The organism is Lysobacter sp. (assembly GCF_035655815.1).
Lineage (GTDB): Bacteria > Pseudomonadota > Gammaproteobacteria > Xanthomonadales > Xanthomonadaceae > Lysobacter_J.
Genome location: NZ_DASRTS010000013.1, coordinates 11,938 through 37,663 on the forward strand (window position 1 = coordinate 11,938; position 25,726 = coordinate 37,663).

The 25,726-nt window shown below is 70.4% G+C and carries 19 protein-coding genes; 6 read left to right on the plus strand and 13 right to left on the minus strand.

The annotated features are described in order from the left end of the window. Positions 1-64: 64 nt before the first annotated feature. Positions 65-1,084, minus strand: coding sequence for a TIGR00266 family protein (locus VFE83_RS02355; RefSeq protein WP_324903267.1), 1,020 nt, complete (start codon positions 1,082-1,084; stop codon positions 65-67). Between the two features lie 188 nt (positions 1,085-1,272). Between VFE83_RS02355 and VFE83_RS02360 the strand changes: the two genes are divergently transcribed. Further along, a complete protein-coding gene (locus VFE83_RS02360) occupies positions 1,273-1,875 on the plus strand; it encodes a hypothetical protein (protein ID WP_324903268.1) in 603 nt (200 codons plus the stop codon). 300 nt (positions 1,876-2,175) lie between these two features. On the opposite strand, the gene VFE83_RS02365 is transcribed toward VFE83_RS02360, so the two are convergent. The 5 genes from VFE83_RS02365 to VFE83_RS02385 all read right to left on the minus strand — a co-directional run bounded on the left by VFE83_RS02365 (position 2,176) and on the right by VFE83_RS02385 (position 7,156). After that, positions 2,176-2,868, minus strand: a complete 693-nt coding sequence (locus VFE83_RS02365) for an aspartate/glutamate racemase family protein (protein ID WP_324903269.1) — start codon at positions 2,866-2,868, stop codon at positions 2,176-2,178. Positions 2,869-2,878: 10 nt separating this feature from the next. Continuing rightward, complete coding sequence (locus VFE83_RS02370) at positions 2,879-3,604, minus strand: ABC transporter ATP-binding protein (protein ID WP_324903270.1); 726 nt, start codon at positions 3,602-3,604, stop codon at positions 2,879-2,881. Further along, positions 3,601-4,626, minus strand: coding sequence for a hypothetical protein (locus VFE83_RS02375; RefSeq protein WP_324903271.1), 1,026 nt, complete (start codon positions 4,624-4,626; stop codon positions 3,601-3,603). The genes VFE83_RS02370 and VFE83_RS02375 overlap by 4 nt, the downstream gene beginning before the upstream one ends. 5 nt (positions 4,627-4,631) lie before the next feature. After that, positions 4,632-6,317: a M28 family metallopeptidase gene (locus VFE83_RS02380; protein ID WP_324903272.1), complete on the minus strand. Its 1,686-nt coding sequence runs from the start codon at positions 6,315-6,317 to the stop codon at positions 4,632-4,634. A 74-nt stretch (positions 6,318-6,391) separates the two neighbouring features. Next, entirely contained in the window at positions 6,392-7,156 is a 765-nt protein-coding gene (locus VFE83_RS02385; RefSeq protein ID WP_324903273.1) for a rhomboid family intramembrane serine protease, read from the minus strand. Positions 7,157-7,909: 753 nt separating this feature from the next. Between VFE83_RS02385 and VFE83_RS02390 the strand changes: the two genes are divergently transcribed. Next, positions 7,910-9,079: a class I SAM-dependent rRNA methyltransferase gene (locus tag VFE83_RS02390; protein ID WP_324903274.1), complete on the plus strand. Its 1,170-nt coding sequence runs from the start codon at positions 7,910-7,912 to the stop codon at positions 9,077-9,079. Positions 9,080-9,188: 109 nt separating this feature from the next. Beyond that, on the plus strand, positions 9,189-10,745 hold the full coding sequence (gene rmuC, locus VFE83_RS02395; RefSeq protein ID WP_324903275.1) for a DNA recombination protein RmuC: 1,557 nt from the start codon (positions 9,189-9,191) through the stop codon (positions 10,743-10,745). 570 nt (positions 10,746-11,315) lie between these two features. Here rmuC and VFE83_RS02400 read toward each other — a convergent pair. From VFE83_RS02400 to VFE83_RS02425, 6 genes are all read right to left on the minus strand, one after another. Next, positions 11,316-12,503, minus strand: a complete 1,188-nt coding sequence (locus tag VFE83_RS02400; RefSeq protein ID WP_324903276.1) for a VacJ family lipoprotein — start codon at positions 12,501-12,503, stop codon at positions 11,316-11,318. Positions 12,504-12,577: 74 nt separating this feature from the next. Next, a complete protein-coding gene (locus VFE83_RS02405) occupies positions 12,578-12,853 on the minus strand; it encodes an STAS domain-containing protein (protein WP_324903277.1) in 276 nt (91 codons plus the stop codon). Between the two features lies 1 nt (position 12,854). Next, positions 12,855-13,532: an ABC transporter substrate-binding protein gene (locus tag VFE83_RS02410; RefSeq protein ID WP_324903278.1), complete on the minus strand. Its 678-nt coding sequence runs from the start codon at positions 13,530-13,532 to the stop codon at positions 12,855-12,857. After that, a complete protein-coding gene (gene mlaD / locus VFE83_RS02415) occupies positions 13,529-14,089 on the minus strand; it encodes an outer membrane lipid asymmetry maintenance protein MlaD (protein ID WP_414674673.1) in 561 nt (186 codons plus the stop codon). Before mlaD ends, VFE83_RS02410 begins: the two co-directional genes overlap by 4 nt. A 109-nt stretch (positions 14,090-14,198) precedes the next feature. After that, a complete protein-coding gene (locus VFE83_RS02420) occupies positions 14,199-14,948 on the minus strand; it encodes an MlaE family lipid ABC transporter permease subunit (protein ID WP_324903279.1) in 750 nt (249 codons plus the stop codon). Next, positions 14,948-15,736, minus strand: coding sequence for an ABC transporter ATP-binding protein (locus VFE83_RS02425; protein ID WP_324903280.1), 789 nt, complete (start codon positions 15,734-15,736; stop codon positions 14,948-14,950). The genes VFE83_RS02420 and VFE83_RS02425 overlap by 1 nt, the downstream gene beginning before the upstream one ends. Before the next feature lie 199 nt (positions 15,737-15,935). On the opposite strand from VFE83_RS02425, the gene recC reads away from it, so the two are divergent. From recC to recD, 3 genes are read left to right on the plus strand one after another with little or no spacing between them, the layout of a single operon-like run. Next, positions 15,936-19,475 carry an exodeoxyribonuclease V subunit gamma gene (gene recC, locus VFE83_RS02430; RefSeq protein ID WP_324903281.1) on the plus strand — a complete coding sequence of 1,180 codons (3,540 nt, stop codon included), beginning with the start codon at positions 15,936-15,938 and terminating at the stop codon, positions 19,473-19,475. Continuing rightward, positions 19,472-23,038: an exodeoxyribonuclease V subunit beta gene (locus VFE83_RS02435; RefSeq protein WP_324903282.1), complete on the plus strand. Its 3,567-nt coding sequence runs from the start codon at positions 19,472-19,474 to the stop codon at positions 23,036-23,038. The genes recC and VFE83_RS02435 overlap by 4 nt, the downstream gene beginning before the upstream one ends. Beyond that, positions 23,035-24,858: an exodeoxyribonuclease V subunit alpha gene (recD, locus tag VFE83_RS02440; RefSeq protein ID WP_324903283.1), complete on the plus strand. Its 1,824-nt coding sequence runs from the start codon at positions 23,035-23,037 to the stop codon at positions 24,856-24,858. Before VFE83_RS02435 ends, recD begins: the two co-directional genes overlap by 4 nt. A gap of 3 nt (positions 24,859-24,861) precedes the next feature. Here the strand turns inward: recD and VFE83_RS02445 are convergent, their stop codons facing one another. Next, the gene (locus VFE83_RS02445; RefSeq protein ID WP_324903284.1) at positions 24,862-25,623 is read right to left on the minus strand and encodes a phytochelatin synthase family protein; all 762 of its coding nucleotides are present in this window, start codon (positions 25,621-25,623) and stop codon (positions 24,862-24,864) included. Positions 25,624-25,726: the final 103 nt, after the last annotated feature.

A 25,726-nucleotide genomic window follows, 5' to 3' on the forward strand; every position in this document is an offset into this window, starting at 1 on the left:
CGCGTGCGTCGCCGACAAGCGGCCTTCGCTCTCGACGTGCCGCGCATGGCCGTCAAACCTGCGCTCAGAAGCTGTTGTCGCCGTCCAGGATGCGGCCCAGTCCGCCGAGCACCGAACCCTCGCCGCGGGCCTGGCCGCCGCCCTGCGGCGCCGCGGCCAGCATGCGGCCGGCCATGCGCGAGAACGGCAGCGACTGCAGCCATACCTTGCCCGGTCCGGTCAGCGTGGCCAGGAACATGCCTTCGCCGCCGAACAGCATCGTCTTGACGCCGCCGACCGCGCGCACGTCCATCTGCACGGTGTCGTGGTAGGCCATGACGCAGCCGGTGTCGACGTCCAGGCGCTCGCCGGCGCGCAGTTCGCGCTCGATCACCGTGCCGCCGGCGTGCACGAATACCCAACCGTCGCCTTCGAGCTTCTGCATGATGAAACCCTCGCCGCCGAACAGGCCGGTGAGGATGCGCTTCTGGAACGCGATGCCCACCGACACGCCGCGCGCGCCGGCCAGGAAGCTGTCCTTCTGGCAGATCAGGCGGCCGCCGTGCTCGTCCAGCTTCATCGCCAGCACGGTGCCGGGGTACGGCGCGGCGAAAGCGACGCGCGCCTTGCCGCTGCCGGTGTGCGTGAACATCGTGGTGAACAGGCTCTCGCCGGTCAGCACGCGCTTGCCGGCCGAGAAGATCTTGTCCATGAGGCCGCCGCCCTGGCCGGTGTGGCGGCCGTCGCCGAACACCGTGTCCATCTGGATGGACGCGTCCTTGTACATCATGGCGCCCGCCTCGGCGATCGCGCTTTCGCCCGGGTCCAGTTCCACTTCGACGAACTGCATGTCGTTGCCGACGATGCGGTAGTCGATATCGTCGCTGCGGCCGCTCACCGGCGGCGCGGGCGGCGGCGTGTGCATCGGCTGTGCGCCGGTCGCCTCCGCGAATTCGGGCATCGACTTCACCGCCTGCCAGCCGGACAGCCCTTCGCGCCAGCACAGATCGTTGGGATGCCGGCGCGCGTGCGCCTGTGCGGCCACCGGATCGAGGGGCCCGACGCGCTGCGAATTGGCGCTGGAAACGAAGTACCACTGGGTCATTGCGGATCCTGCTGGCTGGGTCGAGCGGGCGAGTGTAGCCGCGCGCTGCGACAGCGCATCGGCTTGGAGGTCATCCGCGATTGGCTCCCCGTGCATCCACGTGCGACGGGAACCATGAGTTCCGGCACTGCAGGCGCCGCGCGGGCTGCGTTCCACTGCGCGGGCGCCGCATCGTCACGGAGGCTCCCATGCGAACCCGCGCGATCCTGTTCGTCGTCCTGCTGGTGCCGGCGGCTGCTGTCGCCGAATCGCGGTCCCTGCCGCTGCCCGATCCACCCGGCTACACGCTCAAGCGCACCGGCAACGTCGGCGACTTCGACTACTTCGCCGGCGGCTGGACCACGCACCAGCGACGCCTGAAGGAGCGTGGCGTGGGCAGCGACCAATGGGAGGAGTTCCCGGCGACGCTATGCATGTCGCCGCACCTGGACGGCATCGCCACGGTGGACGAGCTGTATTTCCCGACCAGGGGATGGGCCGGCCTCACCGTGCGCACGTTCGACCGGCAGAAGAAGCAGTGGTCGATCTACTGGGTCAGCAGCGAACGCGGCGTGCTGGAACCGCCGGTACTGGGCGGATTCGACGGCCGCGTCGGCGAGTTCTACGGCGAGGACCGCGACGGCGAGCGGCCGGTGAAGGTGCGCTATCGCTGGGACAAGCGCGACGCGGACCACGCGCGCTGGGAGCAAGCGTTCTCGTACGACGGCCGCACCTGGGAGACCAACTGGACCGCCGACTTCACCCGCGGCGACACCGCGACGCTGTGCCGCGACGGGCGCCCCAGGCGCTGAGCGTGCGCTGTCGGGATGTGCGTCGGACCGCTCCAGGCAAAAAGCCTGGTCGACGAGGTGGTCGAGCCTGGCGCGCCAGGCAAAAAGACTCGACGCCCAGGCAAAAAGGGTGGCGCACCAGGCAATAACACTGACGCGCCAGGTTCAAAGGCTCGTCGCAGTCGCGACCTGGGACCATCCGCCAGTCTTTTTGCCTCGCGCACCAGGTTTCGAGCCTGGCGTGCGAGTCTTTTTGCCTGGACGACGAGGCTCCGAGCCTGGCGCGCGAGTATTTTTGCCTGGCGCGCGTGGGCCGTCGGGCTAGCGCAGCGCCGCAAGCGCCGCGTGGCGGGCGTGCAGCGCGGTCGTGTCGAACAGCGGCACGTCGGCGTCGCCGTCGCCGATCAGCAGGCCGATCTCGGTGCAGCCCAGGATCACCGCCTGCGCGCCGCGTTCGACCAGGCGCGCGATGATCCGCCGGTACTGTTCGCGCGATTCCTCGCGGATCGTGCCCAGGCACAGCTCGTCGTAGATCACGCGGTGCACGGTCTCGCGGTCGTCCGCGTCCGGCACCAGCACCTCCAGTCCGTGCCGGTCAGCCAGGCGCTGGCGGTAGAAGTCCTGCTCCATCGTGAAGCGCGTGCCGAGCAGGCCCACGCGCTGCAGGCCATGACGGCGGATTTCCTCGCCGGTCGGATCGGCGATATGCAGCAGCGGCAGGCCGCTCGCCGCCTCCACCGCGTGAGCGACCTTGTGCATGGTGTTGGTGCAGATGACCAGCAGCTGCGCGCCACCGGCCTTCAGCGCGCGCGCCGCTTCGGCCAGCACCGCACCGGCCGCGTCCCAGTCGCCGGCGTGCTGCAGCTTCTCGATCTGCGCGAAGTCCACGCTGTACAGCAGCAGCCGCGCCGAATGCAGGCCGCCGAGTTGTTCCTTCACGGTCTGGTTGATCAGGCGGTAGTACGGCACCGTCGATTCCCAGCTCATGCCGCCGATCAGGCCCAGCGTCTTCATCGGGGTGTCCTCATGTCATCGCCTCGATCATCGCCTGTTCGAGCGAGCGCCGCGGGTCGGCGCGGATCGCTTCCAGTTCGCCCTTCGTCCATTGCCGGTGCAGGCGGCCGTCCACCATCAGCACGGCGCGGGTGATGAAGCGCTCGGCCATCTCCAGCGAATGCGTCGCCAGCAGCACGGCCGTGCCGCGCGCGCTGCACAGCTGCCGCAGGTGCTGCTTGAGCGCATGGGCGCTGACCGGGTCCAGGCCGTTCAGCGGTTCGTCCAGCACCAGCAGCGGCGGTTCGCCCAGCAGCGCCAGCACGATGCCCAGCTTCTGCCGCGTGCCGAGCGAGCAGTGCTCCACCCAGCGGTCGAGCATGGGCGTCAGCGCCAGCGCGTCGCACAACTGCAGCGCGTGCGACGGCACGGCCTGCAGTCCGCGCGCGCCGGCAAACAGCGCCAGGCATTCGCGCACCGTCAGCAGCGGCGGCAGCGCGTGCGGCTCCACCGAAAGGCCGAGCCGTTGCCGCGCGGCGACCGGATCAACCGCCATGTCGACGCCGCCGACGCGCACGCATCCCGACGTGGGCGCCAGCACGCCCGCCAGGCAGCGCAGCAGCGAGGTCTTGCCCGCGCCGTTCGGACCGATGAGCGCGACGAACTCGCCGACCTCCACCGACAGGTCGATGCCGTGCAGCACGGCGTGCCGGCCGATCGCCAGGTGCAGTCCGTCGACGTGCAGCGCGTGGGTCATGCGGCCCCGCGCGTCGCGCTGTGCAGCCGCCACGCCACGGGAATACAGGCGAGCACCAGCGCGATGATCCAGAGGGACAACGGCCCGCCGGTGAAGCCGAGCAGGGCATCGCCCAGCACGGCCAGCCCGAGCGCGCAGGCGGCGGCGAACAGCGGGTAGCGGATTGCGGCGTCGCGCCAGTCGCGCTGCGTCGCCGGCGTCGCGCGCAGCAGCTGCCAGGTCTGGATCGCGGCATCCGCGCACGCGCGCAGCGTGCTGGCCAGCCAGAGCCACGAGACCGTCACCAGCAGCAGGCCGAGCGCGCGCGTGATGCCGACGCGATCCGGCAGCGTCAACAGCAACGCACCGATGATCCAGAAATGCCCGCCCTGCCCCAGCCGCCATCGCACCAGCGCGGTGCGCCGTTGCCAGTCGGCCAGGTGCGGAAGGCGTGGGTGGTTCCTCGGCGTCCAGGCGAACAGCGCCTCGCGCCGACCCGTCCGCACCATCGCGTCATGCAGGGGCGGACGGCGCAGTCCCTGCCCGAGCGCCAGCGCGCTCCCGAGCAGCAGCCCGGTCGCGACGGGCAACCATGAGCCGGCCGGCGGAATGCTTTGCGGCGCATCGATGGCGGCCAGCGCGACCACCCCGCCCCATGCCGCCACGCCGATGGCCACGCGCACGAGCGCCGAGGCGACCAGCGCCAGCGGGATGCAGCGCGGCGCGACGGGCATGGCCGCCCACCAGCCGGTGCGCAGTTCGCGCGAGAGGTGGGCCAGCCGCGGTCCGATGGAGGCCGCCGCGATCAGCGACACCAGCATCAGCACCATGACGGGCCACCGCAGCGCGATGTCGGCCAGCCTGGCGGCGATGCGCGTCGGCGGCAGTTCCAGTGCGGCGGCAACCGCCAGGATCGTCGCCATTGCCGCCGCGGCCAGCAGCACCGGCCGCAGCGGCACTCCGCCGCGGCGCAGCGTGCGCCAGCGTTGCGCGAACCAGGGATGCAGCCAGCCGCCGCTCCGGTCGACGGTGACGATCCACATCCCGGTCAGTCGGCGGCCTTGGCGCTGCCGGTCTTCGCCGGCGTGCCGAACTTCTCGCCGAAGAAGTCGCCGGCGTTCCAGGCCGGACGCTGCGGTGCGTCCGCGATGCGGCGGCCGATGCGGGCATTGAGTTCGGCCAGTCGCGCCGCGTCGCCGTACTGGATGGGTTGCGACAGATCGTCGCCGGGCTGGTGGTAGCGCTGGCGCAGGAAGTCCTCCTGCACCTTCTTCGCGTCGCCGTCCACGCCCTGGTAGCCGCCGTCCAGGTACACCGCCGGCACGCCCGCGCGGATGAACGCGTACTGGTCGCTGCGCACGAACACCACTTCTTCCGGCGAGGGGTCGGGCGACAGCGCCACGCCGATCTCCTTCGCCGCCTGCTCCACCACGCCCTGCAGCGACGAATGCTCGATGCCGATGGGCACCACGTCCCTGGTCGGCGCCAGCAGCATCGGCATGTCCATGTTGACGTTGGCGACCAGTGAACCGGCCGGCACGGTGGGGTGCTGGGCGAACCATTCCGCACCCAGCAGGCCCTTCTCCTCGGCCGTCACCGCGACGAACAACAGCGAACGCTGCGTCGGCGTGTCGCCGTGCGCCAGGCGGTTGGCGGCCTCCAGCATCACCGCGATGCCCAGCGCATTGTCGAGTGCGCCGTTGTAGATCGCATCGCCGTCCACCGGCGCGCCGATGCCAACGTGGTCCAGGTGCGCGCTGAACACCACGAACTCGTTCTTCTTCGCCGCGTCGCGGCCGTCGATGCGTGCGACGACGTTGCGCGAATCCACCGGCGTGATCTGCGTGTGCGCGCGCAGGCTCACCGTGCCGGGCAGGTCGAACGCGGGCAGCTTGCCGTCGCGCAGCGCCTGGAACAGCTGCGCGGCATTGCGCCCGCCGCCGGACAGCAGCGCGTCGGCGGCGGCGGCGCTGACCATCGCGCTCACGCGCAGCTCGGGGAAGGTATCCACGCCCTTGCCGTCCTCGCCGCGCAGGCGCATGGACGGGCGGTTCCAGTTGCCGGCGAAGCGCGTCCACGGCGACTGCTTCTCCTCGTCGTCGGTCTGCACGACGATCGCGCCGATCGCGCCACGGCGGACCAGCTCCTCGGCCTTGGTGCGGCGCGAGGAATAGAACGCGCGGCGGTCGTTGTCGAAGCGCGCGGGCGCGCCGTTGAACAGCACCGCGATCTTGCCCTTCACGTCGACGCCGGCGAAGTCGTCCTGCTGCAGCTCGGGCGCGTACACGCCCTGCCCCACGAACACCGCCGGCGCCTCGACCGCCGCCTGCGCCTCGTTGAGGTTGGCGCTGGGCAGGAATTCGTCGCGGAAGCGCAGCGCGCGGGTCGTGCCGTCGCGTGCGATCGCCAGCTCGTTGCCTTCGGCCTGCAGCACGCCGCGCAGCATCGGCACGCGCTGGTAGTAGCTGCCGTCCTCGCCCGCGGGCGCCAGACCCATCGCGCGGAAGCGCTGGGCGACGTACAGCGAGGCGAGGTCGTAACCGCGGGTGCCGGCTTCGCGGCCTTCGAGCAGGTCGTCGGCCAGGAAGCGCACGTCCGCCTCGATGCGGCGCGCATCGGCGCTGGCGCTGGCATCGTACGTTTCCTTCACCGGCGCCGGCGTGGCGGCAGGCGGCGCCGCCTTCTGGCAGGCGGTAAGGGCAAGGGCGAGGCTGAGCAGCGCGATGCGGCGCATCGGTCGGTCCGGGCGATGGAAAGCCCGGACGCTAGCACCCGCCCGGGGCGCCGCCAATGCCGCAGGGCGACGGGTCACTCGTCGCGTGGACGGAAGCGCAGCACCACGCCGTGCTGGCGGTCGGGACGGTTCCACAGCACCGGCACCTCGCGCGGCGGCGGAGGTTCCAGTTCGTCCGACAGCGGGGTGATGGTCGCCTCTTCCTCGTCTTCCCAGCTGTAGCGCTTGCGCGGCGGCAGCGGGTCGATGCGTTGCAGCAGCCAAGCGGCGAGCACGCCCGCCATCGCGCCGCCCAGGTGCGCCTGCCAGGACACGCCCGGCTCGCGCGGCAGGATGGTCAGCAGCATGCCGCCGTAGAACATGAAGACCAGCATGGCCGCGGCGATGGAGGCGCGGTCGCGCCGCAGCAGGCCCAGCACGAACACCAGAAACATCAGGCCGTGGGTCAGTCCGCTCGCGCCCAGGTGCCGGCTGCCGGGATCGCCCAGCAGCCACGCGCCCAGCCCGGAACCCAGCCACAGCAGCGGCAGCGCGCGCAGCGTCGCGCGGGGGTACAGCCCGCCGGCCAGCGTGCCCAGCATCAGCAACGCGATCGCGTTGGCGGCCACGTGCTCGAACGAGCCGTGCAGCAGAGGCGCGGCCAGCACGCCGCGCAGGCCCTCCAACGACCACGGCTGCACCGTCCAGGCGGCCAAGTCGAAGTGGCCCTGCGCGCTGAACACGGCGATCAGCACCAGCACGAAGGCCAGGCTGAGGTTGAAGGCGCGCAGCCAGCGGCGCTTGTCGGCCTTGCGCTGCTCGGGCGTGTCGGGGACGGCTTCGGGCGTGGGCAGGTGCATGAGGAGGAGGTTGCGCCCGTGCGCGGCGAATGCAAGCGGCCCCTCGCGGGCTTGAGCGTCCCTCAGGTGGGCGGATGGGCCGATCGTTACGGTGGCGGCGTTGCGAGGTGGAGCAACAGCGAATCCCCCTCGGTCCCCCTTCTTCGAAGGGGGAAGAACAGCGGGTTGGTCGGGCTATCCGCTCGATTGTCTTCCTCGCTCACTTCAGGCCACCTCACTCAGGCCACCTCATCAGCTTTCTCACCTCGGCCTTGCTCATCTCAGCCTCCCTCACCTCAGGCGGCCCACCCCTGACAGCGCGCCTTCTTCTCCCCTCTTTGGAAAAGAGGGGTTGGGGAGATTCGCTCTTAGCAGCCCCCTCGCCTCAGCCTTCTCACCGACAACGCGCCCTTCTCCCCTCTGTGGAAAAGAGGGGCCGGGGGAGATTCGCTTTTAGCGGCCACCTTCACCTCAGCCTTCTCACCCCCGACAGCGCGCCCTTCTCCCCTCTTTGGAAAAGAGGGGTTGGGGAGATTCGCTCTCAGCAGCCACCTTCACCTCACCCTTCTCACCGAGAACGCGCCCTTTTCCCCTCTTCGGAAAAGAGGGGCTGGGGATTCGCTCTTAGCAGCCACCTTCACCTCACCTTCTCATCCACGACAGCGCGCACCTCTCCCCTCTTTGAAAAAGAGGGGCCGGGGGAGATTCGCTCTTCGCAGTCACCAATAACCCCGAATCACCGGCCAACCGGCGCCAACCCCGTAAAATGCCGCGATGAATACCCCCCTCCCCGCCGTACGCCTCAAGAACGCCTGGAAATCCACCCATCCCTGGATCTTCCAGCGCCTCGTCGAAAAGCCCGCCCAGCGGCCCAAGCCCGGCGCCATCGTCGACGTGATCGGTGTGGACGGCGACTGGATCGGCCGCGGCTTCTACAACGGCCACTCGCGCATCGCCGTGCGCATCCTCGAGACCCATCCGGATATCCAGGTCGATGCGGACTGGTTCGCGCGCAAGATCGCCGAGGCCGTGTCGCTGCGTCGCGACGTGCTGAAGCTGGACGAGGTCAGCGACGCTTGGCGCGTCGTGCACAGCGAGGGCGACGGGCTCTCGGGCCTGGTCGTGGACCGCTACGGCGACCTGCTGGTGGTGGAGTTCTTCAGCGCCGGCATGTTCCGCCATCGCGAATGGATCTACGACGCGCTGAAGCAGCAGTTTCCGGGCTGCCGCTTCTACAGCTTCGCCGACGAACACGTGCAGAAGCAGGAGTCGTTCGATTTCCGCGGCAGCGAGCCCGTGCAGCCGGCGGTGATCACCGAGTACGGCGTGAAGTTCCGCGCCGATCCGGCCGGTGCGCACAAGACGGGCTTCTTCGCCGACCAGCGCGAGAACCGCCAGTGGCTGTCGCAGCAGGTCGAAGGCAAACGCGTGCTCGACCTGTGCTGCAACACCGGCGGTTTCGCGGTGTACAGCGCCGTGCGTGGTGCCAGCGAAGTGACCGGCGTGGACATCGACGCCGACGTGATCGAGATCGCCAAGGGCAACGCGAAGCTCAACAACGTGCGCCCGCGCTTCGTGCAGGCCGACATCTTCCCGTGGCTGCGCGACGCCGGCATCCGCGGCGACCAGTACGACGTGGTGATCCTCGACCCGGCCAAGATGACGCGCGACCGCGAGCAGGTCATCCCGGCGCTCAAGAAATACCTCGACATGAACAAGCTGGCCCTGGGCGTGGTGAAGCCCGGCGGCCTGTTCGCCACGTTCTCGTGCACCGGCCTGGTCAGCGAGGAGCAGTTCCTCGACATGCTGCGCCGCGCCGCGTTCTATTCGAACCGCACCGTGCAGGTGCTGAAGATCGCCGGCGCCGGCGCCGACCACCCGTGGCTGGCCCAGGTGCAGGAATCGCGCTACCTCAAGGCGGTGTTCTGCCGGGTGCTGGACTGAACGTCGCGCTGCAACGCGCCGCATGCGCAAGGGCGTCGCGCGTGGTCTCAACTCCTGAGATGCATGCCGATACACTGGACCGTGTATCGAACCGCAAGAGGCCGCATCCATGGACACGCTGATCTACGCCGCCGGCGCCGTCATCGTGATCATGCTGGCCTACGTGGCGTGGCTGCTCACGCGGCTGGCGCGAGGCCAGCAGCACGGCGCCGACGGCATGGAAGTGGCCACGCTGCGTGAAGCCGAGCGGGCCAAGGCCATCGAACTGTCCGCGTTGCAGGTGCGACTGGCCGAGCGTGATGCGGATCTGGAATCGCGCGATCGCGAGCTGGCACGCATCGCGACCGAGCTGGAACAGGCCCGCGCCCGCGCCGAGCACCACGCCGCCGCCAGCACCGGCCTTTCGGCGCAACTGGGATCGAAGGAAACCGAACTGACCGACCTGCGCGCGCGCTTCGATGCGGAGCGTGCCGAGCTGTCCGCGCTGCGCGCGGAACTGCTGCAGCTGCGCGAGAAGCAGGCGCAGACCGAGGCGAACCTGGCGCATGCCGAGCAGGCCAAGGCCGAGATCAAGGGCTTCCTTGAAACCGCACAGTCGAAGCTGTCGGCCACCTTCGCGGAGCTTGCGGGCAAGACGTTCGAGGAGCGCGGCGCGCAGTTCGAACACAACGTGCGCAACGCTACGCAGCAGTCGAAGTCGGACATCGAAACGCTGCTCAAGCCGTTCGCCGAGCAGCTCAACACCTTCCGCACGCGCGTGGACACCGTCTACGGCGAGGAAGCCAAGCAGCGCGCCGAGCTCACCGGCGCGGTGAACGAGCTGAAGACGCTGAACCAGGACATGGCCGCGCAGGCATCGGCGCTTACGCGCGCGCTGAAGGGCAGCGCGAAGGTGCGCGGCGACTGGGGCGAATTGATGCTGGAGAGCGTGCTGCGCGGCTCCGGGCTGGAGGAAGGCACGCATTACGACCGCCAGTCCACCAGCGAGGACGACGACGGCCGACGCCTGCGCCCCGACGTGGTGGTGCGCCTGCCGGGCGATCGCCGCATCGTCATCGACAGCAAGGTCAACCTGATCGACTGGCAGCAGGCGATGAACGCTGAAACGCCGGAAGAGCAGCACGATGCGCTGCGCCGCCACGCCGTTGCGCTGCGCCAGCACATGAAGGACCTGGCCGACAAGAACTACCCCCGGGCCGTGGGCGAATCCGCGCTTGAAGTCACCGTGGCGTTCGTGCCGATCGAAGGCGCGCTGTCGGCCGCGCTGGGTTCGGATGCGGCGCTGCAGACCGATGCATTCGCGCGCGGCATCGTGTTCGCCTCGCCCAACACGCTGATGGCGGTGCTGCGCGTGATCGAGCGCCTGTGGACGCGCGACAAGATCCAGCGCCAGGCCATCGAGATCAGCAAGGCCGGCGGCCTGGTCCTCGACGCGCTGCAGAATTTCCTGTCCGATTTCGACGTGGTCGGCCGCAAGCTCACCGACGCGCACACGGCATTCACCGATGCGCGCAGCAAGCTCTCCGAATCCAGGCAGGCGGTGATCCCGCGTGCGCAGCGCCTGGTCGAGCTGGGCGTGAAAGGCAAGAAGACGCTGTCGTCCGAGCTGACGCCGGAAGAACAGGTGCTGCCGTTGCCGCTGGAGCGGTCGGGCTCGGGCGACTGAAGCGAATCCCCCTTGATCCCCCTTTTCCAAAGGGGGAAAAAGCATCGTGGTGTAGCGGCCGACGGTTGCACCGGTGTCGTGCCCGCTACGTCCACGTACCGATGCCTATACCTGCCCTCGCGACTTCAGCGTAGCAATGCCTGCTCCCCTCCCCTGATGGGAGGGGTTGGGGGAGAGGAGAGAAGGCCCGGCTCGCTTGCAGCACTGCGGCCAAATGTCCAGAAGCGAATCCCCCTTGATCACCCTTTTCCAAAGGGGAAAGAACGCCGTGGTCTGGCGCCGACGGTTGCATCGGTGTCGCGCTCGCTACGTCCGGGTACCGATGCCTATACCTGCTCTCGCGAATTCAGCGTAGCGATGCCTGCTCCCCTCCCCTGATGGGGAGGGGTTGGGGGAGAGGAGAGAAGGGCCGACACGCTTGCAGCACTGCGGCCAATGCGCAGAAGCGAATCCCCCTCGATCCCCCTTTTCAAAAGGGGGATGCGATGCACCGACGCCCCTTCCTCACGAATCCCGCAAAAGAAAAGCGGGCCATCGGCCCGCTTCTCGAAACAGCACCTTGCGCGAAACTCAGTTCACGTCGGTCGGCATCACTGGCATCGCGTCTACCGGCACGGTCGGGTTGTTCTCTTCGCGCAGGTAGTCGGGCAGCTGGTCGCTGTCGTCGCCGTTCATGCGGTCGCCGAAGATCTGGTAGTCGCGGCGCTGCATCCACGCGTCGCGCACCAGCGCGTAGTCGTCCTCGGCGCCTTCGCGGAAACTGTCGGTGGCCAGCAACTGCGAACGCACGTCGACCAGCTGCACGCCCTGCAAGGGGATGCGGATGTTGTCGGCTTCCACCTGGCGCAGCGGGCTCAGCGGTGCGTCGCCGACCATGCCGAAGCTGTCGCGCAGCGTGCGTGGGCCGAACAGCGGCAGCTCGACGTAGCGCGATTTCTTCCAGCCCCACACGCCCAGCGTCTGGCCGAAGTCCTCGCTCTTGTTGGGCAGCTTGGCGTCGGACGCCGGATCGAAGATGCCGGCGATGCCCAGCGTGGAATTGATCAGGAAGCGGCCCAGCGACTGGCCCGCCTGCTTCGGCTTGCCCTGCAGCAGCGCGTTGACCGCGGACACCGGCTGGCCGAGGTTGTTGAAGAAGTTGCTCACGCCCAGGCGGAACGGGCGCGGCACCACCTTCACGTAGCCACGGGCGAGCGGCTTGGCGACGGTGCGATCGACCGCGTTGTTGAAGCGGTGCATCTGCCGGTTGTAGCGCTCCCACGGGTCGTAGGTGCTGGGCGCGGCAGCAGGTGAGGGCAGGTTCGGGTCGCCGTACTCGCCGTAGAGGGCGTCGTAGTCGCGCTCCGCATCGGTGCGCGCATCACCTTCGTCCCTTGGCGGCACGGGTTCGGTTGCGGGCTCGGTCGGCGTCGGCGGGATGTCCGTCGGCGGCGGCGCGTCCGGAGGCGTGATTTCGCTGGGCGGGATCGTGGGCGCGGGTTCGGTGGTCGCCGGCGGCACGGTTTCCGGCGTCGGGCTCGGCGGCACGATCGGCTGCGTCGGCGGCGTGGTTTCCGGCGGCGGGGCCTGCACCGGTTCGCCGTCCTGCGCGGCCTTCACGCAGGCGCGTACGGCCTCGGTGTTCTCGCCGGCGGCCTTCATGCAGCGCTCGAAGGCTTCGCGCTGCTGTCCCGACAACGGACGGACGAGGATCTGCGCGTCGCCGATCAGCGGCACGCAGGCGAGCACGAATGCGATGAGGGGTGCGTGGGGGCGCATGGTCGCAGTTTAAGGGGCTCGGGGAAGGCGCGGCCGGGCGTCATGCGGCCACGGCCGGAACGGAGTGTCGCGGCTCAGCCGGCGAAGCCGAGCCTGGCGTCCAGGCGGTAGGCGGCGCGCAGCTCGGCCAGGCCGGGCGGCTCGCCGACCACCTCGGCGATGCCGAGGCGCTCGCACAGTTCGGCCAGCAGGGCCAGGCCGGCGCTGTCGACGCTGTCGACGGCCGTCAGGTCGATGCGGCGCGCGGCAGCATTGCGGACCTGGGGCCACAGGGGAGCGACGGCGGCGCGGTCGAGCGCGCCGCCGAATGCGAGGGTGTCACCGTCCTGGCGGACCGTCGCGGTCGTCATGTCAGTTGGTCGTTGCGGCCTGCGCCTGCAGCCTGCCCGCCTTGATGTCGGCAGCGACCTGCGGGATCGACTTCTGCTTGAGCGGCGCGTCGAACTGGTTGCGGAAGGTCTGCACGAAGCTGACGCCTTCCACCATCACGTCGAACACCTTCCACTGCGAGCCGACCTTGCGCATCAGGTAGTCGACCGGCACCGGCTCGTTGCCCTGGCGCAGGTACTCGCTGGAGACCTTGACGATGGCGCCGCCGCGCAGCGGCGTTTCGGACTTCACGCGAACCTTCAGCTTGGTGTTGAGGTCCAGCAGCGAGGAGCCGTAGCGCTGCATCAGGCTGTCGGCCAGCGCGTCGGCGAAGACCTTCACGTCAGCGTCCGAGGCACCGCGGCCGTGCACGCCCAGCACCAGGCGGGCGGAGTAGTCGCGGTCGAACATGTTGTCGAACTCGCTGGAGATGAAGTCGCGCAGCGCGGCGCGGTTCTGCATGAACTCGGAGCGGCGCGATTCCAGCGTGGCCAAGATGCGGGTGCTGTTGCTCAGCACCAGCTGGCTGGGCGAGCCGGCCGGTGCGGCGGTGGCGGCCGGCGCGGGTGCCGCGGCCTGGGCCAGCACGGCGGCGGGGGCCGCCACGGCCAGCGCGGCGGCGATGATCAGGGTCAGCGAACGGTGTGGGGTGCGCTTCATGGGGTCGGGGTCTCGTCCTTGGGGGCGGTATCGCCCTGGAGGTAATCGGGCACGGCGGTCTGGCCGGCGTCCTGCGCGGCATTGTCGGCGGGCTTGGCGCCACCGCCGCTGAACATGTACTTGCCCACCAGCTGGATCAGGTCCACGGCCGACTGGGTCAGGTAGAGCTCGTCGCCTGGCTTGAGGGTCTCCGGGTCGCCGCCCGGGGCCAGGTTGACGTAGCTCTCGCCCAGCAGGCCGCTGGTGAGGATGCTGGCGGCGGTGTCGGCGGGCAGCTTGTCGTAGCGCTTGTTCACCGCCAGGGTGACAACGGTATCGAACTTGACAGGATCGACGTCGATCTTGGCGACATGTCCGATGGAAACACCGCCAATCTTGATGGGCGCGTTGGGTCGCAGGGCGCCGATGGTGGAGAAGCGGGCAGTCAACTCGTAGGTGTCGCCGCCCACGCCCCAGCGACCGTTGGTCGAGGCCAGGGCCAGCACCAGCAGCGAGGCCAGTGCCAGCAGCAGGAAGGCGCCTACGGCGAATTCGATTCGGGGAGCGCGAATGCTCATGGTGTTTCCTTGAAAGCCCTTTCGACGCGGATGAACGCAGATGAAGGCCGATAAGGCCCAAACGGCAGGGCCCTATCCGCGCTCGTTTGCACTGGTCCGTGTCTGAAAGTCACTGGAAGAGAAAGGCCGACATGACGAAGTTGAACATCAGCACCAGCAGCGAGGCGTTGACCACCGCGCGGGTGGTCGCCACCGAGGTGCCCTCGATGGTCGGCTCGGCGTGGTAGCCGACGTAGGCGGCCACGAGGGCCGACGTGCCGCCGAACACCGCCGCCTTGACGAAGGCCATCAGGAAGTCGTCGGTGAAATCGACGCTGTCCCGTAGCACCTGCCAGAAGGTGCCGTTGTCCAGGCCGATCACGTGGATCGACTCGAAGTAGCTGGCCGTGATCGCGGAGCTGATGAAGAAGGCCGTCAGCAGCGGCACGCACAGCACCGCGGCCCAGAAGCGCGGCGCCACGGCCTTGCCGATCGGATCGATGGCCATCAGTCCCAGCGCGGTGATCTGGTCGGTGGCGCGCATCAGGCCCAGTTCGGCGGCGATCGAGCTGCCGGCGCGGCCGACGAAGAGCAGGGCGGTCAGCACCGGGCCGAGTTCGCGGTACAGGCCCAGGCCGAGCAGGGCGCTGACCTGCGCCGTCGCACCATACGTCTCGAGCGCGCGGTAGCCCAGCAGGGTGACCGAAAGTCCGACGAAAGCGCCACCAACGACGATGATCGGCAGCGAACGTGCACCGATCTTGTAGATTTCGCGAACGAGCTCGCGCCAGAAGTCGGCGGTGGGCCGGGAGGCCCGCAGGACCGACAGGGCGAACAGGCCGGCCCGGCCAAGCGAGCGGGTGGCGGCGACGAAGGGCATCAGGCGGCCTCCGAACTGCGGGGGGCTGCATCGAACGCGATCGGCCCGTCCGGTTCGCCCCGCAGGAACTGGCGCACGAACGGGTCCTGGCTGGCTTCCAGCTCGGCCGGCGTGCCCGAGAAGACGATGCCGCCGTTGGCGATCACGATGGCGTGGTCGGCCACCGGCAGGGTTTCGTGCACGTGGTGGGTGACGACGACGCTGGTCAGGCCCAGCGTGTCGTTGAGGCGGCGGACCAGGTCCATCACGACGCCGGAGGCGATGGGATCGAGGCCGGTCAGCGGCTCGTCGTAGATCATCAGCGGCGGATCCAGCGCCAGTGCGCGCGCCAGCGCGACCCGACGCGCCATGCCGCCGGACAGCTCGCGCGGATACGCATCGGCCACCGCGCGCAGGCCGACCGCGTGCAGCTTCATCAGCACCAGCCGGCGGATCACCGCGTCCGGCAGGTGGGTGTGCGCACGCAGGGGCAGGGCGACGTTCTCGGCCGCGGTGAGGTCGGTCAGCAGCCCATTGCCCTGCAACAGCACGCCGATGCCCTTGCGCAGCTCGAGCAGTGCGCGGCGGCCCTGCGGCACCGGCTGACCCAGCACTTCGACCGTGCCCGATGCCGGCGCGAGTTCGCCGGTCAGCGCGGACAGCAGCGTCGACTTGCCGCTGCCGGACGGACCGAGCACCGCGACGATGCTGCCGCGCGGAACGTCCAGGCTGATGTCGCGCAGCACGCTGCGTCCACCGCGATCGAGGCGGAGCTGGCTGAGGCGGACGATGGGACCGGGCTGGCTCATGCGCGAGGGCGTGGAAGGTCGGCTGCGGAGCAAGGCTCGGCAGCTTGGCCGGAGGTGACTGAACGGGAACCGGCATTGTGGCAGGTTCCCCGGTGATCCTCGACAGCACGGGATCGGCGCCATTGTCGACGCGCGTTTTTGGGGCCGCTTAAACATCGCGTCTCGGCGCGCGCGACGGCGCTCCGGCAAGATAAACGCGATGCCCAGCCGCCCCGACTTCCGTCTTTACCATTCCAACGCTCTGGACGTGCTGGCTGGCCTGTTGGCCGAACAGGTGGCGACGCTGCCCGCCGACGGCGACTGGCTGCGTCCTGACGTGGTGCTGGTGCCGCAGTTCTCGATGCGGCGGTGGCTGCAGCAGGTGCTGGCCGAGCGCCTGGGCATCTGCGCGAATCTGGTGTTTCTGACGCCGGGCGAGTTCGTCGACCGCGTGCTCGACGCCAACCTGGGCGATGCGCCGGCATCCGAACGCCTGGCGCCCGACACGTTGCGCTGGCACCTGCTGCGCGAACTGCGCACGGCGCCACCGCAGGCGCTGGCCGGCTTCACCGGCGACGATCCGCTGCGCGCGTGGACGCTGGCCGAAGCGCTGGCGGAAACCTACGAGCGTTACCAGGCCTGGCGCCGCGACTGGCTGCTGCGCTGGGAGCGCGGCCCGAAGGATGCGGACGACTGGCAGGCGGCGCTGTGGCGCCGCATCGCGCGTGGCCGCGCGCATCGTGCGCAACGCATCGACGAATACCTGCGCCGTTTCGACCACGACGGCAGCGACGTGCCGCACGGCGTGCCGCCGCGGCTGTTCGTGTTCGCCTGCCAGAACGTCTCGCCCGACGTGCTGCGCCTGATCACCAGCCAGGCGCGCGCCGGCGAGCAGCACTTCTACCTGCACACGCCGGCCCGGGCGTTCTGGGGCGACCTGTCGCGCTGGGATGCGTACCAGCCGGCCAGCGACGACGACTTCCTGGACGGCGATGGCGCTCCCAATCCGCTGCTGGCCGCATGGGGCCAGGCCGGACGGGACTTCGTCGCCGCGCTGGTCGGCGGCGAGGCGAGGGTGCCGAGTTTCGAACTGGCGCCGCATGCGGAACCCACGCACGCGACGTTGCTCGGACGCCTGCAGGCGGACGTGCTGGACAACCGTGCGCCGCTGGCTGGTTTGCGGGACTCGGGACTCGGGATCCGGGACCCGGAGGCGGCAACCGCAACGACAACGGCAACAGCAGCGCCTGGATCTGCGACCGCCGAGCAAACGACAAGTGCTTCCGGGCGCGCGGCGCAAACCTCAGGCGCAGGCCACGAGTCCCGAGTCCCGAGTCCCGAGTCCCGGCGTTCCTGGCCCCGTAACCAAGTCGACCGGCACGACGCCAGCCTGCAGTTCCACGCCTGCCACACGCGACTGCGCGAAGTGCAGGTGCTGCACGACCAGCTGCGCGCGCTGCTGGAATCGCCACCGCGCGATGGCGAGGAACCGCTGCAGCCGCGCGACATCGCCGTGCTGGCGCCCAACATCGACCTGTACACGCCGCACATCGAGGCCGTGTTCGGCAGCGCGCTGGGCACCTCGCGCGAGCTGCCGTACACCATCGCCGACACCAGCCCGCTGGCGAGCTCGCCGCTGGCCGAAGCCTTCCTGCGGTTGCTGGAACTGCCGCTGCGCGCGCCGGACCTGGTCGACGTGCTCGACCTGCTGGCCGTGCCCGCGGTCGCGGCGCGCTTCGGCATCGACGACCAGGACCGCGGCGCGCTGCAGGACTGGCTGGAGCAGGCCGGCGCGCGCTGGGGCCTGGACGCACTCGACCGTGCGCGCGAAGACGACGCAGGGCGAGGTAACGGTGCGTACACGTTCGAGTTCGCCCTCGACCGGCTGCTATTGGGCTATGCCAGCGGCAGCGACGAGGACATCGGCGACGTCGCGCCCTGGCCGGAACTCGAAGGCCAAGCCGCCGACACGCTGGACGCGCTGCTGCGCCTGCTCGCGGTGCTGCGCATGGCCCGCGTGCGCCTGGCGCAGCCGCAGTCGCCGCTGCAGTGGCAGCAGGCGCTGGAAGACCTGCTGGACGGCGCGTTCGCCGCAGAGCGCGACGGAGCCGACGCGGTCGTGCTGCGCCGCCTGCGCGAGGCCATCGCGGAATTCGCGCAGGGCGCGGCGATCGCGCAGTTCGATTCGCCGGTCGAACACGCCGTGGTGCTGGAACATCTGCGCGCGGAACTGGGCAGCGCCGATGCACGCGCACCGTTCCTGAGCGGCGGCGTGTGCTTCGGCCGGATGGTGCCGATGCGGCTGATTCCGTTCCGCGCGATCTGCCTGCTGGGCATGGAGGAGAACGCGTTTCCCGCGCGCGATCCGCGCGACCCGCTCAACCGCATTACCCGCGCGCTGGACACGCGCGAGCGCCGGGTCGGAGATCCTTCGCGGCGCGATGCCGACCGCTACCTGTTCCTGCAGCTGTTCGCCTCCGCCGGCCGCGTGCTGTACCTGAGCTGGTGCGGCATGGATCCGCGCGACAACTCGCGGCGGGAACCGTCGGCGGTGGTCAGCGAACTGCTCGACGTGGCCGCGCGCTACCACGCCGGCGAGCCCGAAGCGGTGCGCGAGGCGCTGGTGGTGCGGCATGCGCTGCAGCCGTTCGCACCGGCGGCCTTCGGCGCACCGCACGAAGGCGAACATCTGCCCGAAGGCCTCGCCCATGAGCCGCGCCGTTTCAGCTTCGACGCGCGCTGGTTTCCGGCCGCCAACGAGGCGCCGCGCGCCGACCTGCCCGGCCCGTTCGCGCCGCCGCAACTGTGGTTGCCGGAACGCCGTGTGGATTCGACCAGCATCGTCACGATGGACCGCGTGCGGCGCGCGCTGATGCGCCCGCATGCGGTGTACCTGCAGGACGGACTGGGCCTGCGCCTGCCCGAGGACGAGCCGCCGCTGCCCGAGCACGAACCGCTCGGCGCACCGGACGCGCTCCAGCAGTACGGCCTGCGCCAGGCAGTGTTCGGGGCCTGGCTGTGTGCGCAGCGCCGGCCCGATGCGAAGGCGCTGCACGCGCACCTGCTGGCGCGCGCGCAGGCGGCGCCCGGTGCGGACGGCCTGGCCACGGTGGCGGAGGTGATCGAGGAGATCGAACCCTTCGCGCTTCTTGCGCTGGAGTCTGGCTTCGGCGCGCAGAGCGCCCGCGTGCCGGTCAGCATCGAGTGCGGTGCGCATCAATTGCGCGCCACGCTCGACCAGGTGCACGGCGACCGCGTGCTTCGTGTCGCCCTGCGTCCGAAGGGGCTGCATGGCGGCCACGCGGTGCGGCACGGCCTGGATCGCCTGTGCGCCGCGGTGACCGGGCTGTCGCTGTACGAACTCGCGCGGCCCGCCGACGGTGAGGAGCCGCAATGGCTGGAACAGCCGCCGCTCGACGCGTCGCAGGTGCCGGCCATCCTCGACTCGCTGCGTGCGCTGCGCGAACGCGCGCTGCACACGCCGTTGCCATTCCTGCCGCGTTCTGGCTACAGCTACGTGCTGGCCCTGGCGGACAAGGGCGAGGACGGCGCGCTCAAGGCTGCGCGCGACTGCTGGGCGGGCAGCGACTGGCAGCAGGACGCGGCCGAAGCATCGCCGGCCACGCGGCTGGCGCTGCGCGGTCGCGATCCCTTCCTCGATGACGATGCGGAATCGCAGGCGCGTTTTGTCGCGCTCGCCGATGCGGTGTTCGCGGCGCTGCGCGGCGAAGCGCCGGTCGATGTGGAGGCGCTGGCATGAGCGCCACCGTCTTCGACACTCCGCTCGATGCGCGCGGCCTGATCGAGGCCAGCGCCGGCACCGGCAAGACGTATGCGCTGGCCGGCCTGTTCGCGCGTGCGGTGATCGTTGGCCGCCTGCGCGTGCCGCAGATCCTCGCCGTCACCTACACGGTCGCCGCCACGCAGGAGCTGCACGAACGCGTGCGCCTGCGCCTGCAGCAGGCCGCCGAACTGGCCCAGCAATGGCGCGAAGGCGATGCGGCGGAAGTCCCCGGCGACAGCGCCGAGACCGCGCTGCTGCGCCGCCTGATCCACGCGGCGCTGCACGACGAACCTCGCGAATCGCTGGACGCATTGCGCCTGCGCCTGCAACGCGCCGCGCGCGAGATGGACCTGGCCGCCATCACCACCATCCACGGTTTCTGCCAGCGCGTGCTGGCCGAGCACGCACTGGAAACCGGCCAGCCGCTGCTCGCGCCCGACGTGATGCCCGGCAACGCCGCGCAGCGCAGTCTGCTGGCGGTGGAATTGTGGCGCGATCTTGCGCACGACCCGGCCGGTGCCGCGTTCCTGCAGGCGCATTTCGGCGGCGTGGACGCGCTGGCCGAGGCGATGCGCACGCTGCTGTCGCCGGAACCGCTGCTGCCGCTCGCACCGCAAAACGACGCTGTCGCCGCGTGCGCGCGGGCGTGGGATGCGCTGTGGCAGGGCTATCTGGAAACCGGCGAGCAGGCGCGAGCGGAACTCATCGAGGCCAACCGCAAGCGCGTGCTGAGCAGCGCGCGCGACAAGGCGATCCCGGTCGACGAATTGTTCGACTGGCTCGCGGCGCAGGACGGCACGCAGCCGCTGCGGGCGCATCCGCTGCTGTCGCGGCTGACCCATGCGGGGCTGGAGCGCGCCTACCTGAAGAGTTCCAAGGCGCCGCTGCCGGAGCCGGCGTTGCTGGTGCACGTCGAAGCCTGGCTGCGCGCGACGGAGGCGGCCGATGTGCAACGCCTGCACGCGCTGCGTGACGCCGCGCGCCGGCGCGATGCGGCCGACAAGCAGGCCTACCGCTACGTGGATTTCGACGACCTGGTGAACGCAGTGCACGCAGCCGCGGTCGATCCGAACGTGGCGCCGGGCCTGTCCGCGGCGCTGCGCGAGCAGTTCGCGCTGGTGCTGGTGGACGAGTTCCAGGACACCGATGCGCGGCAGTGGACCATCTTCGAGCGCCTGTTCGGCGAAGGCGGGCTGCTGCTGGTCGGCGATCCCAAGCAGGCCATCTACCGCTTCCGCGGCGGCGACGTCGAGACCTACCTGCTGGCCCGCGGCAGCGCTGCGCTGGCGGCGCCATTGCGCGAGAACTTCCGCTCGCGGCCGTGCGTGCTGGCGGCGGTCAACGCGATGTTCGAGGCGGCGCCGCAGGGCGTGCTGGGGCAGGGCATCGGGTTCCTGTCCACCGGCGCGGGCGGCAAGGCCTGCGACGAGGACCTGCTGATCGAGGATGCACCGGCGCGCGCGTTGATCTTCCATCGCGTGCCGCCGCGGCAGGACACCGGCAAGGAGTGGAACAAGCGCGACTCCATCCGCATCGCCGCGCAGCTGTGCGCCGATGCGATCCGCGACCTGCTGCATCGCGGCCGCAAGGGCCGTGCGCAGCGTGTGGACCGCGGCCGGCTGCGCACGCTGCAGCCGCGCGACTTCGCGGTGCTGGTGCGCACGCACGACGAAGGCGCCGCGATCCGCGAGGAACTCGCGCGCCGCAACGTTCCGGCCGTGACGGCCGGGCGCGGCAGCATCTTCGCCAGCGAACAGGCGCAGATGCTGCTGATGCTGCTGCTCGCGCTGGCCGCGCCGGGTGACGAGCGCCGGTTGCGCGCCCTGCTCGCCACGCCGCTGTTCGGCTTCGATGCCGCCGCGCTGTGCGCGTTGGACGACGACGGCGAGGCGCTGCGCCGCTGGCAGGACGAGCTGATGCACTGGCGCCTGCGCTGGGAGCGCCACGGCCCGCAGGCGCTCCTCGCCGACGTGCTGGCTCGCCAGGCCTCGCAGCTGCTGGTCCGTGCCGACGGCGAGCGCGAGCTCACCTACCTGTTGCAACTGGGCGAACTGATGCAGGAAGCGCGCTCGCGCCGGCTCGGGCCGCAGGGCCAGCTCGACTGGCTGCAGGGCGCGATCACGCATGCAGACGCCGACGACGAGACACAGTGGCCGCGCCTGGAATCCGATGCGGGCCGCGTGCAGATCCTCACCCTGCACAAGAGCAAGGGCCTGGAGTTCCCGCTGGTGTTCCTGCCGTTCGCGGGCATCGGCCGCGGCAACGGTCGCGGCAGGGAGTTCATCGACTACCACGACGACGCCGGCCGGCGCGTGCGCCAGTGGCGCACGGATTTCGTGCACGGCCACGAACTGCCCTGGAAGGACGCATGCCGGCGCGCCGAAGAGGAAGAGAAGGCCGAGGACATGCGCCTGCTCTACGTCGGCCTCACCCGCGCGCGCGACGCGCTGTGGCTGTGCGGCGGCGCGCTGGCGTCCAGCGGCAACACCGCGCTGCATCGGCTGCTGGGCGGCAACGCTCCCAACGAGACGCTGATCGAGGCGCTGGGCGATGCCTTCGTGATGAGTGAGGGATTGCCGATGGCACAGCCTTCGAGCCTGCCGCCACCACCGCTGCCCGCCGTGCCGGAACCGCGCGTGGCGCATCGCGTGCTGCGCCGCGACTGGTGGATCCACAGCTTCAGCCAGCTGCACCGGCAGCGGCCGCACGGCGCCAATGCGCTGGTCGAGGAAGCGCCCGCCGACGACGAACGGCCGCTCGCCGCTGCCGCCGTGCCCCTCGCGCCGGTACGCTTCGGCGGTACGCGCTTCGGCAACGCGCTGCATCTGGCGCTGGAGCGCGTGGACTTCGCGCGCTGGTGCGACGTGGATGGCAGCGACGTGCCGGAAGGCCAGCACAAACCGCTGGTGGATGCGCTGCGCGCGCAGGACTATGCCGAGGCCGACCTGGAAGACGGCGTGCGCGAACTCGCGCCGCTGATCGCACGCACGCTCAACGCACCGTTGCCGACGACCGACGGCGCGGCGGCGGTGCGCCTGTGCGAACTCGCGCCGGCCGCGCGCCTGTCCGAACTCGAATTCCACTTCACCCTGGCCGACACCGACACCGCCGCGCTGCTCGCGCTGCTGCATCGCCATGGCGTCGCGGCGGACCGGCAGGGTTTCGGCGCCTGGCCGAGCCTGTCCGGCCTGATGAACGGCAAGATCGACCTGACCTACCGCCATGACGGCCGCATCTACGTGCTGGACTACAAGTCGAACCTGCTGCCCGACTACGGCGAGGACGCGCTGGCGCAGGCGATGCGCCACAGCGAGTACGACCTGCAGGCGCTGCTGTACGTGGTCGCGCTGCACCGCTGGCTGCGGCTGCGCCTGGGGGCGGCTTACGACTACGCACGCGACTTCGGCGGCGTGCGTTACGTGTTCTGCCGCGGCCTAGAGCCGGACGACCCCGCGCGCGGCGTGATCGCGCCGCGCTTCGATGCGGCACTGGTGGAAGCGGCCGACGCCCTGTTCGCGCCGAACGGAGGCCGCGCATGAGTCGGCCGGTGCTGTTCGACTCTCCGCTGCGCGTGGTGGACCGCGCGTTTGCGACGACGCTGCAGCGCCTGCAGCCCGACACCGACCCGCAGGTGCTGCGCGCCGCGGAACTGGCCACGTGGGTGGTCAGCCTGGGCCATGCCGGACTGGACCTGCGCGACCCGCCCGAAGGCATCGACGCACCCGACGCGGACCGCTGGCGCGCCGCGCTGCAGGCCTCGCGCTGGGTGGCCACGCCGGAACCCGACGCGCCCGCGCCGGCGGACGTGCCGCTGGTGCTCGAAGGCGACCTGCTCTACCTGCGCCGCTATCGCGAATACGAGCGCCGCCTCGCCGCACGCCTGCGCGCGCTGGCGGGGCAGGGCAGGGACGTTGGCGACCTGGCGTCGCTGAAGCCGCTGTTCGCGCAGTTGTTCCCGCACGGGCGCGGCCGCAATGCGGACGATGGCGGACAGGCGCGCGCGGCCGCGCTGGCGCTGGTGCAGCCGCTGCTGCTGCTCACCGGCGGCCCCGGCACCGGCAAGACGACCACGCTCGCTCGCCTGCTGCTGTTGTCGATCGCACGGCAGCGGCAACTGGGGCGCATGCCGCGCATCGCGCTGGCCGCGCCGACCGGCCGTGCCGCCGACCGCATGGCGCAGAGCCTGCAGCACGCCGCGACGCAGCTGCGCACGGCCGGTGTCGATCCGGAACTGTGCGATGCCTTGCCGCTGCAGGCGCAGACGCTCCACCGCCTGCTGGGCACCATTCCGGACCGGCCGCGTTTCCGCTTCGACGCGGATCATCCGCTGCCGTACGACATGGTGGTGGTCGACGAAGCCTCGATGGTCGACCTGCCGCTGATGTGCAAGCTCGCCGAGGCGGTGCCCGATGGCGCTTCGCTGGTGCTGGTGGGCGATCCGCACCAGCTGCCGTCGGTGGAAGCCGGCGACGTGCTGGCGGCGATCGTGGCCGCCACCGGCGACGGCGACGCGTTGCCGGCGCCCATCGAAAGTGCGCTGGCACCCTTGCTGGGCGCGCCGCCGACGGGCGATCTGTTCGCGCAGGCCGACGAGGCGCCGCTGGCGGGACACCGCGCGCACCTGCGCCGTGGCTGGCGACAGTCATCCGAACTCGACCTGGCGCCGCTGGCCGACGCCATGCGCAACGGCGATGCCGACCGCGCCGTCGCGTTGCTGCATGCGCAGAAGCTGCGCGGCGTGGAATACCACGAGGACGCTGTCGATCCGCTCGCGCAGCCATTGCGCGATGCGCTGCTGGCGCCGTGGCGCGAGCTGATCGCCGCCACCGAGCCATTGCCCGCGCTGGCCATCGCCGCGCGTGCACGCCTGCTCACCGCACTGCGCGAAGGACCGGCCGGTGCGACGCATCTCAACCAGCGCATCGAGGAGGCGCTCGCCGGTGCGCAGCGCGATCCGTACTTCCACGGACGCCTGCTGCTGGTCACCGAGAACAGCTACCGCCACGGCCTGTTCAACGGCGACATCGGCGTGTGCCAGCACGACGCCTCGGGACTGCCGGTGGCGTGGTTCGCCGGCGGCAGCGAGGGCGTGCGCGGCTTCCACCCCGCCTCGCTGCCCGCTCACACCGGTGCGTTCGCGATGACCGTGCACAAGGCGCAGGGTTCGGAGTTCGACAGCGTGTGGCTGCTGCTGCCACGGCAGGACGCGCGCACGCTTTCGCGCGAGCTGCTGTACACGGCCATCACCCGCGCGCGTCGCGAACTGCACGTGTGCGCGGGCGAGGCTGTGCTGCGTGCCGCCCTGGACCGCCACGCCGCGCGCGTGTCCGGCCTGGCGTGGCGCTTGCGCGCGCGCTGAAACTCAGTCCGCTTCCGCGAACGTGGCCGCCGCGTCGGCGCCGGCCCCGTCGGCATGCACCACCAGGAAGCCGCGCGTGGTCGAGGTCTGCGGATTGAGCGGCGCGTACATCGCCTCCCACATCGTTTCCAGCTCCACCCAGGTCGGCGGGTACTTGTGTGCGGCCACGTCCAGCACCAGCAGCCGGTCGGTGCCTTCGTGGTACGCGGCGATGGGCGAGATGTGGCCCATCGGCGTCTGGCCCAGATAACTGCGCTGGTAGTTCACCAGCAGGTAGTCGCCCTCGCGCGCGAGGTTGCTGCGGACGATGTCGCGGAACTCGCGGACGTTGCTTTCGGATGCGTGCACCACGGTGACGTTGGCGCCGTGCGCGCGCAGCAGTTCGCCGAAGTCGCGCAGCGACATGCCGGTGAAGCTGACCTTCAGCGGGTGCGCCTTCACGTCCGGATCGGCGAACAGCGCCTTCTGGTCCAGCGGCGTCTGCGTCGCACCGGCCGCGTTGAGCGTGGTCAGTGCACTGGCCACGCCACAGAACGCGCGGCGCGACTGCGGCACGAAATTCGTGGTCAGGCTGGGGTAGTCGGCGATGGCGCGGCTGTCGGCCAGCAGCGACTGGCCCGCCTCCGATTCCAGCGCGATCAGGTGCGACGGCATCGGCTGCGGGTCCGGCGAGGGCGTGCGCAGGTACTTGTTCCAAGCGGTGCCCGTGCCCGCCGCCAGCGCAACGGCGGCGAGCACGGCGAATCCAGCGACCAGATGTCTCATGGCGATCCCGACGTGTGTGCGGGAGACGGCGCTCGCACCGTCTCACTGCACGAAGCAGATCGCGTTGGCTATCAAATCGGGGTGAACTGCCTGAACGACGCCT

Coding starts and splice junctions, on each gene's coding strand:
- VFE83_RS02355 (WP_324903267.1), bottom strand. CDS start 1,084: ATGACCCAGTGGTACTTCGTTTCCAGCGCCAATTCGCAGCGCGTCGGG.
- VFE83_RS02360 (WP_324903268.1), top strand. CDS start 1,273: ATGCGAACCCGCGCGATCCTGTTCGTCGTCCTGCTGGTGCCGGCGGCT.
- VFE83_RS02365 (WP_324903269.1), bottom strand. CDS start 2,868: ATGAAGACGCTGGGCCTGATCGGCGGCATGAGCTGGGAATCGACGGTG.
- VFE83_RS02370 (WP_324903270.1), bottom strand. CDS start 3,604: ATGACCCACGCGCTGCACGTCGACGGACTGCACCTGGCGATCGGCCGG.
- VFE83_RS02375 (WP_324903271.1), bottom strand. CDS start 4,626: ATGTGGATCGTCACCGTCGACCGGAGCGGCGGCTGGCTGCATCCCTGG.
- VFE83_RS02380 (WP_324903272.1), bottom strand. CDS start 6,317: ATGCGCCGCATCGCGCTGCTCAGCCTCGCCCTTGCCCTTACCGCCTGC.
- VFE83_RS02385 (WP_324903273.1), bottom strand. CDS start 7,156: ATGCACCTGCCCACGCCCGAAGCCGTCCCCGACACGCCCGAGCAGCGC.
- VFE83_RS02390 (WP_324903274.1), top strand. CDS start 7,910: ATGAATACCCCCCTCCCCGCCGTACGCCTCAAGAACGCCTGGAAATCC.
- rmuC (WP_324903275.1), top strand. CDS start 9,189: ATGGACACGCTGATCTACGCCGCCGGCGCCGTCATCGTGATCATGCTG.
- VFE83_RS02400 (WP_324903276.1), bottom strand. CDS start 12,503: ATGCGCCCCCACGCACCCCTCATCGCATTCGTGCTCGCCTGCGTGCCG.
- VFE83_RS02405 (WP_324903277.1), bottom strand. CDS start 12,853: ATGACGACCGCGACGGTCCGCCAGGACGGTGACACCCTCGCATTCGGC.
- VFE83_RS02410 (WP_324903278.1), bottom strand. CDS start 13,532: ATGAAGCGCACCCCACACCGTTCGCTGACCCTGATCATCGCCGCCGCG.
- mlaD (WP_414674673.1), bottom strand. CDS start 14,089: ATGAGCATTCGCGCTCCCCGAATCGAATTCGCCGTAGGCGCCTTCCTG.
- VFE83_RS02420 (WP_324903279.1), bottom strand. CDS start 14,948: ATGCCCTTCGTCGCCGCCACCCGCTCGCTTGGCCGGGCCGGCCTGTTC.
- VFE83_RS02425 (WP_324903280.1), bottom strand. CDS start 15,736: ATGAGCCAGCCCGGTCCCATCGTCCGCCTCAGCCAGCTCCGCCTCGAT.
- recC (WP_324903281.1), top strand. CDS start 15,936: ATGCCCAGCCGCCCCGACTTCCGTCTTTACCATTCCAACGCTCTGGAC.
- VFE83_RS02435 (WP_324903282.1), top strand. CDS start 19,472: ATGAGCGCCACCGTCTTCGACACTCCGCTCGATGCGCGCGGCCTGATC.
- recD (WP_324903283.1), top strand. CDS start 23,035: ATGAGTCGGCCGGTGCTGTTCGACTCTCCGCTGCGCGTGGTGGACCGC.
- VFE83_RS02445 (WP_324903284.1), bottom strand. CDS start 25,623: ATGAGACATCTGGTCGCTGGATTCGCCGTGCTCGCCGCCGTTGCGCTG.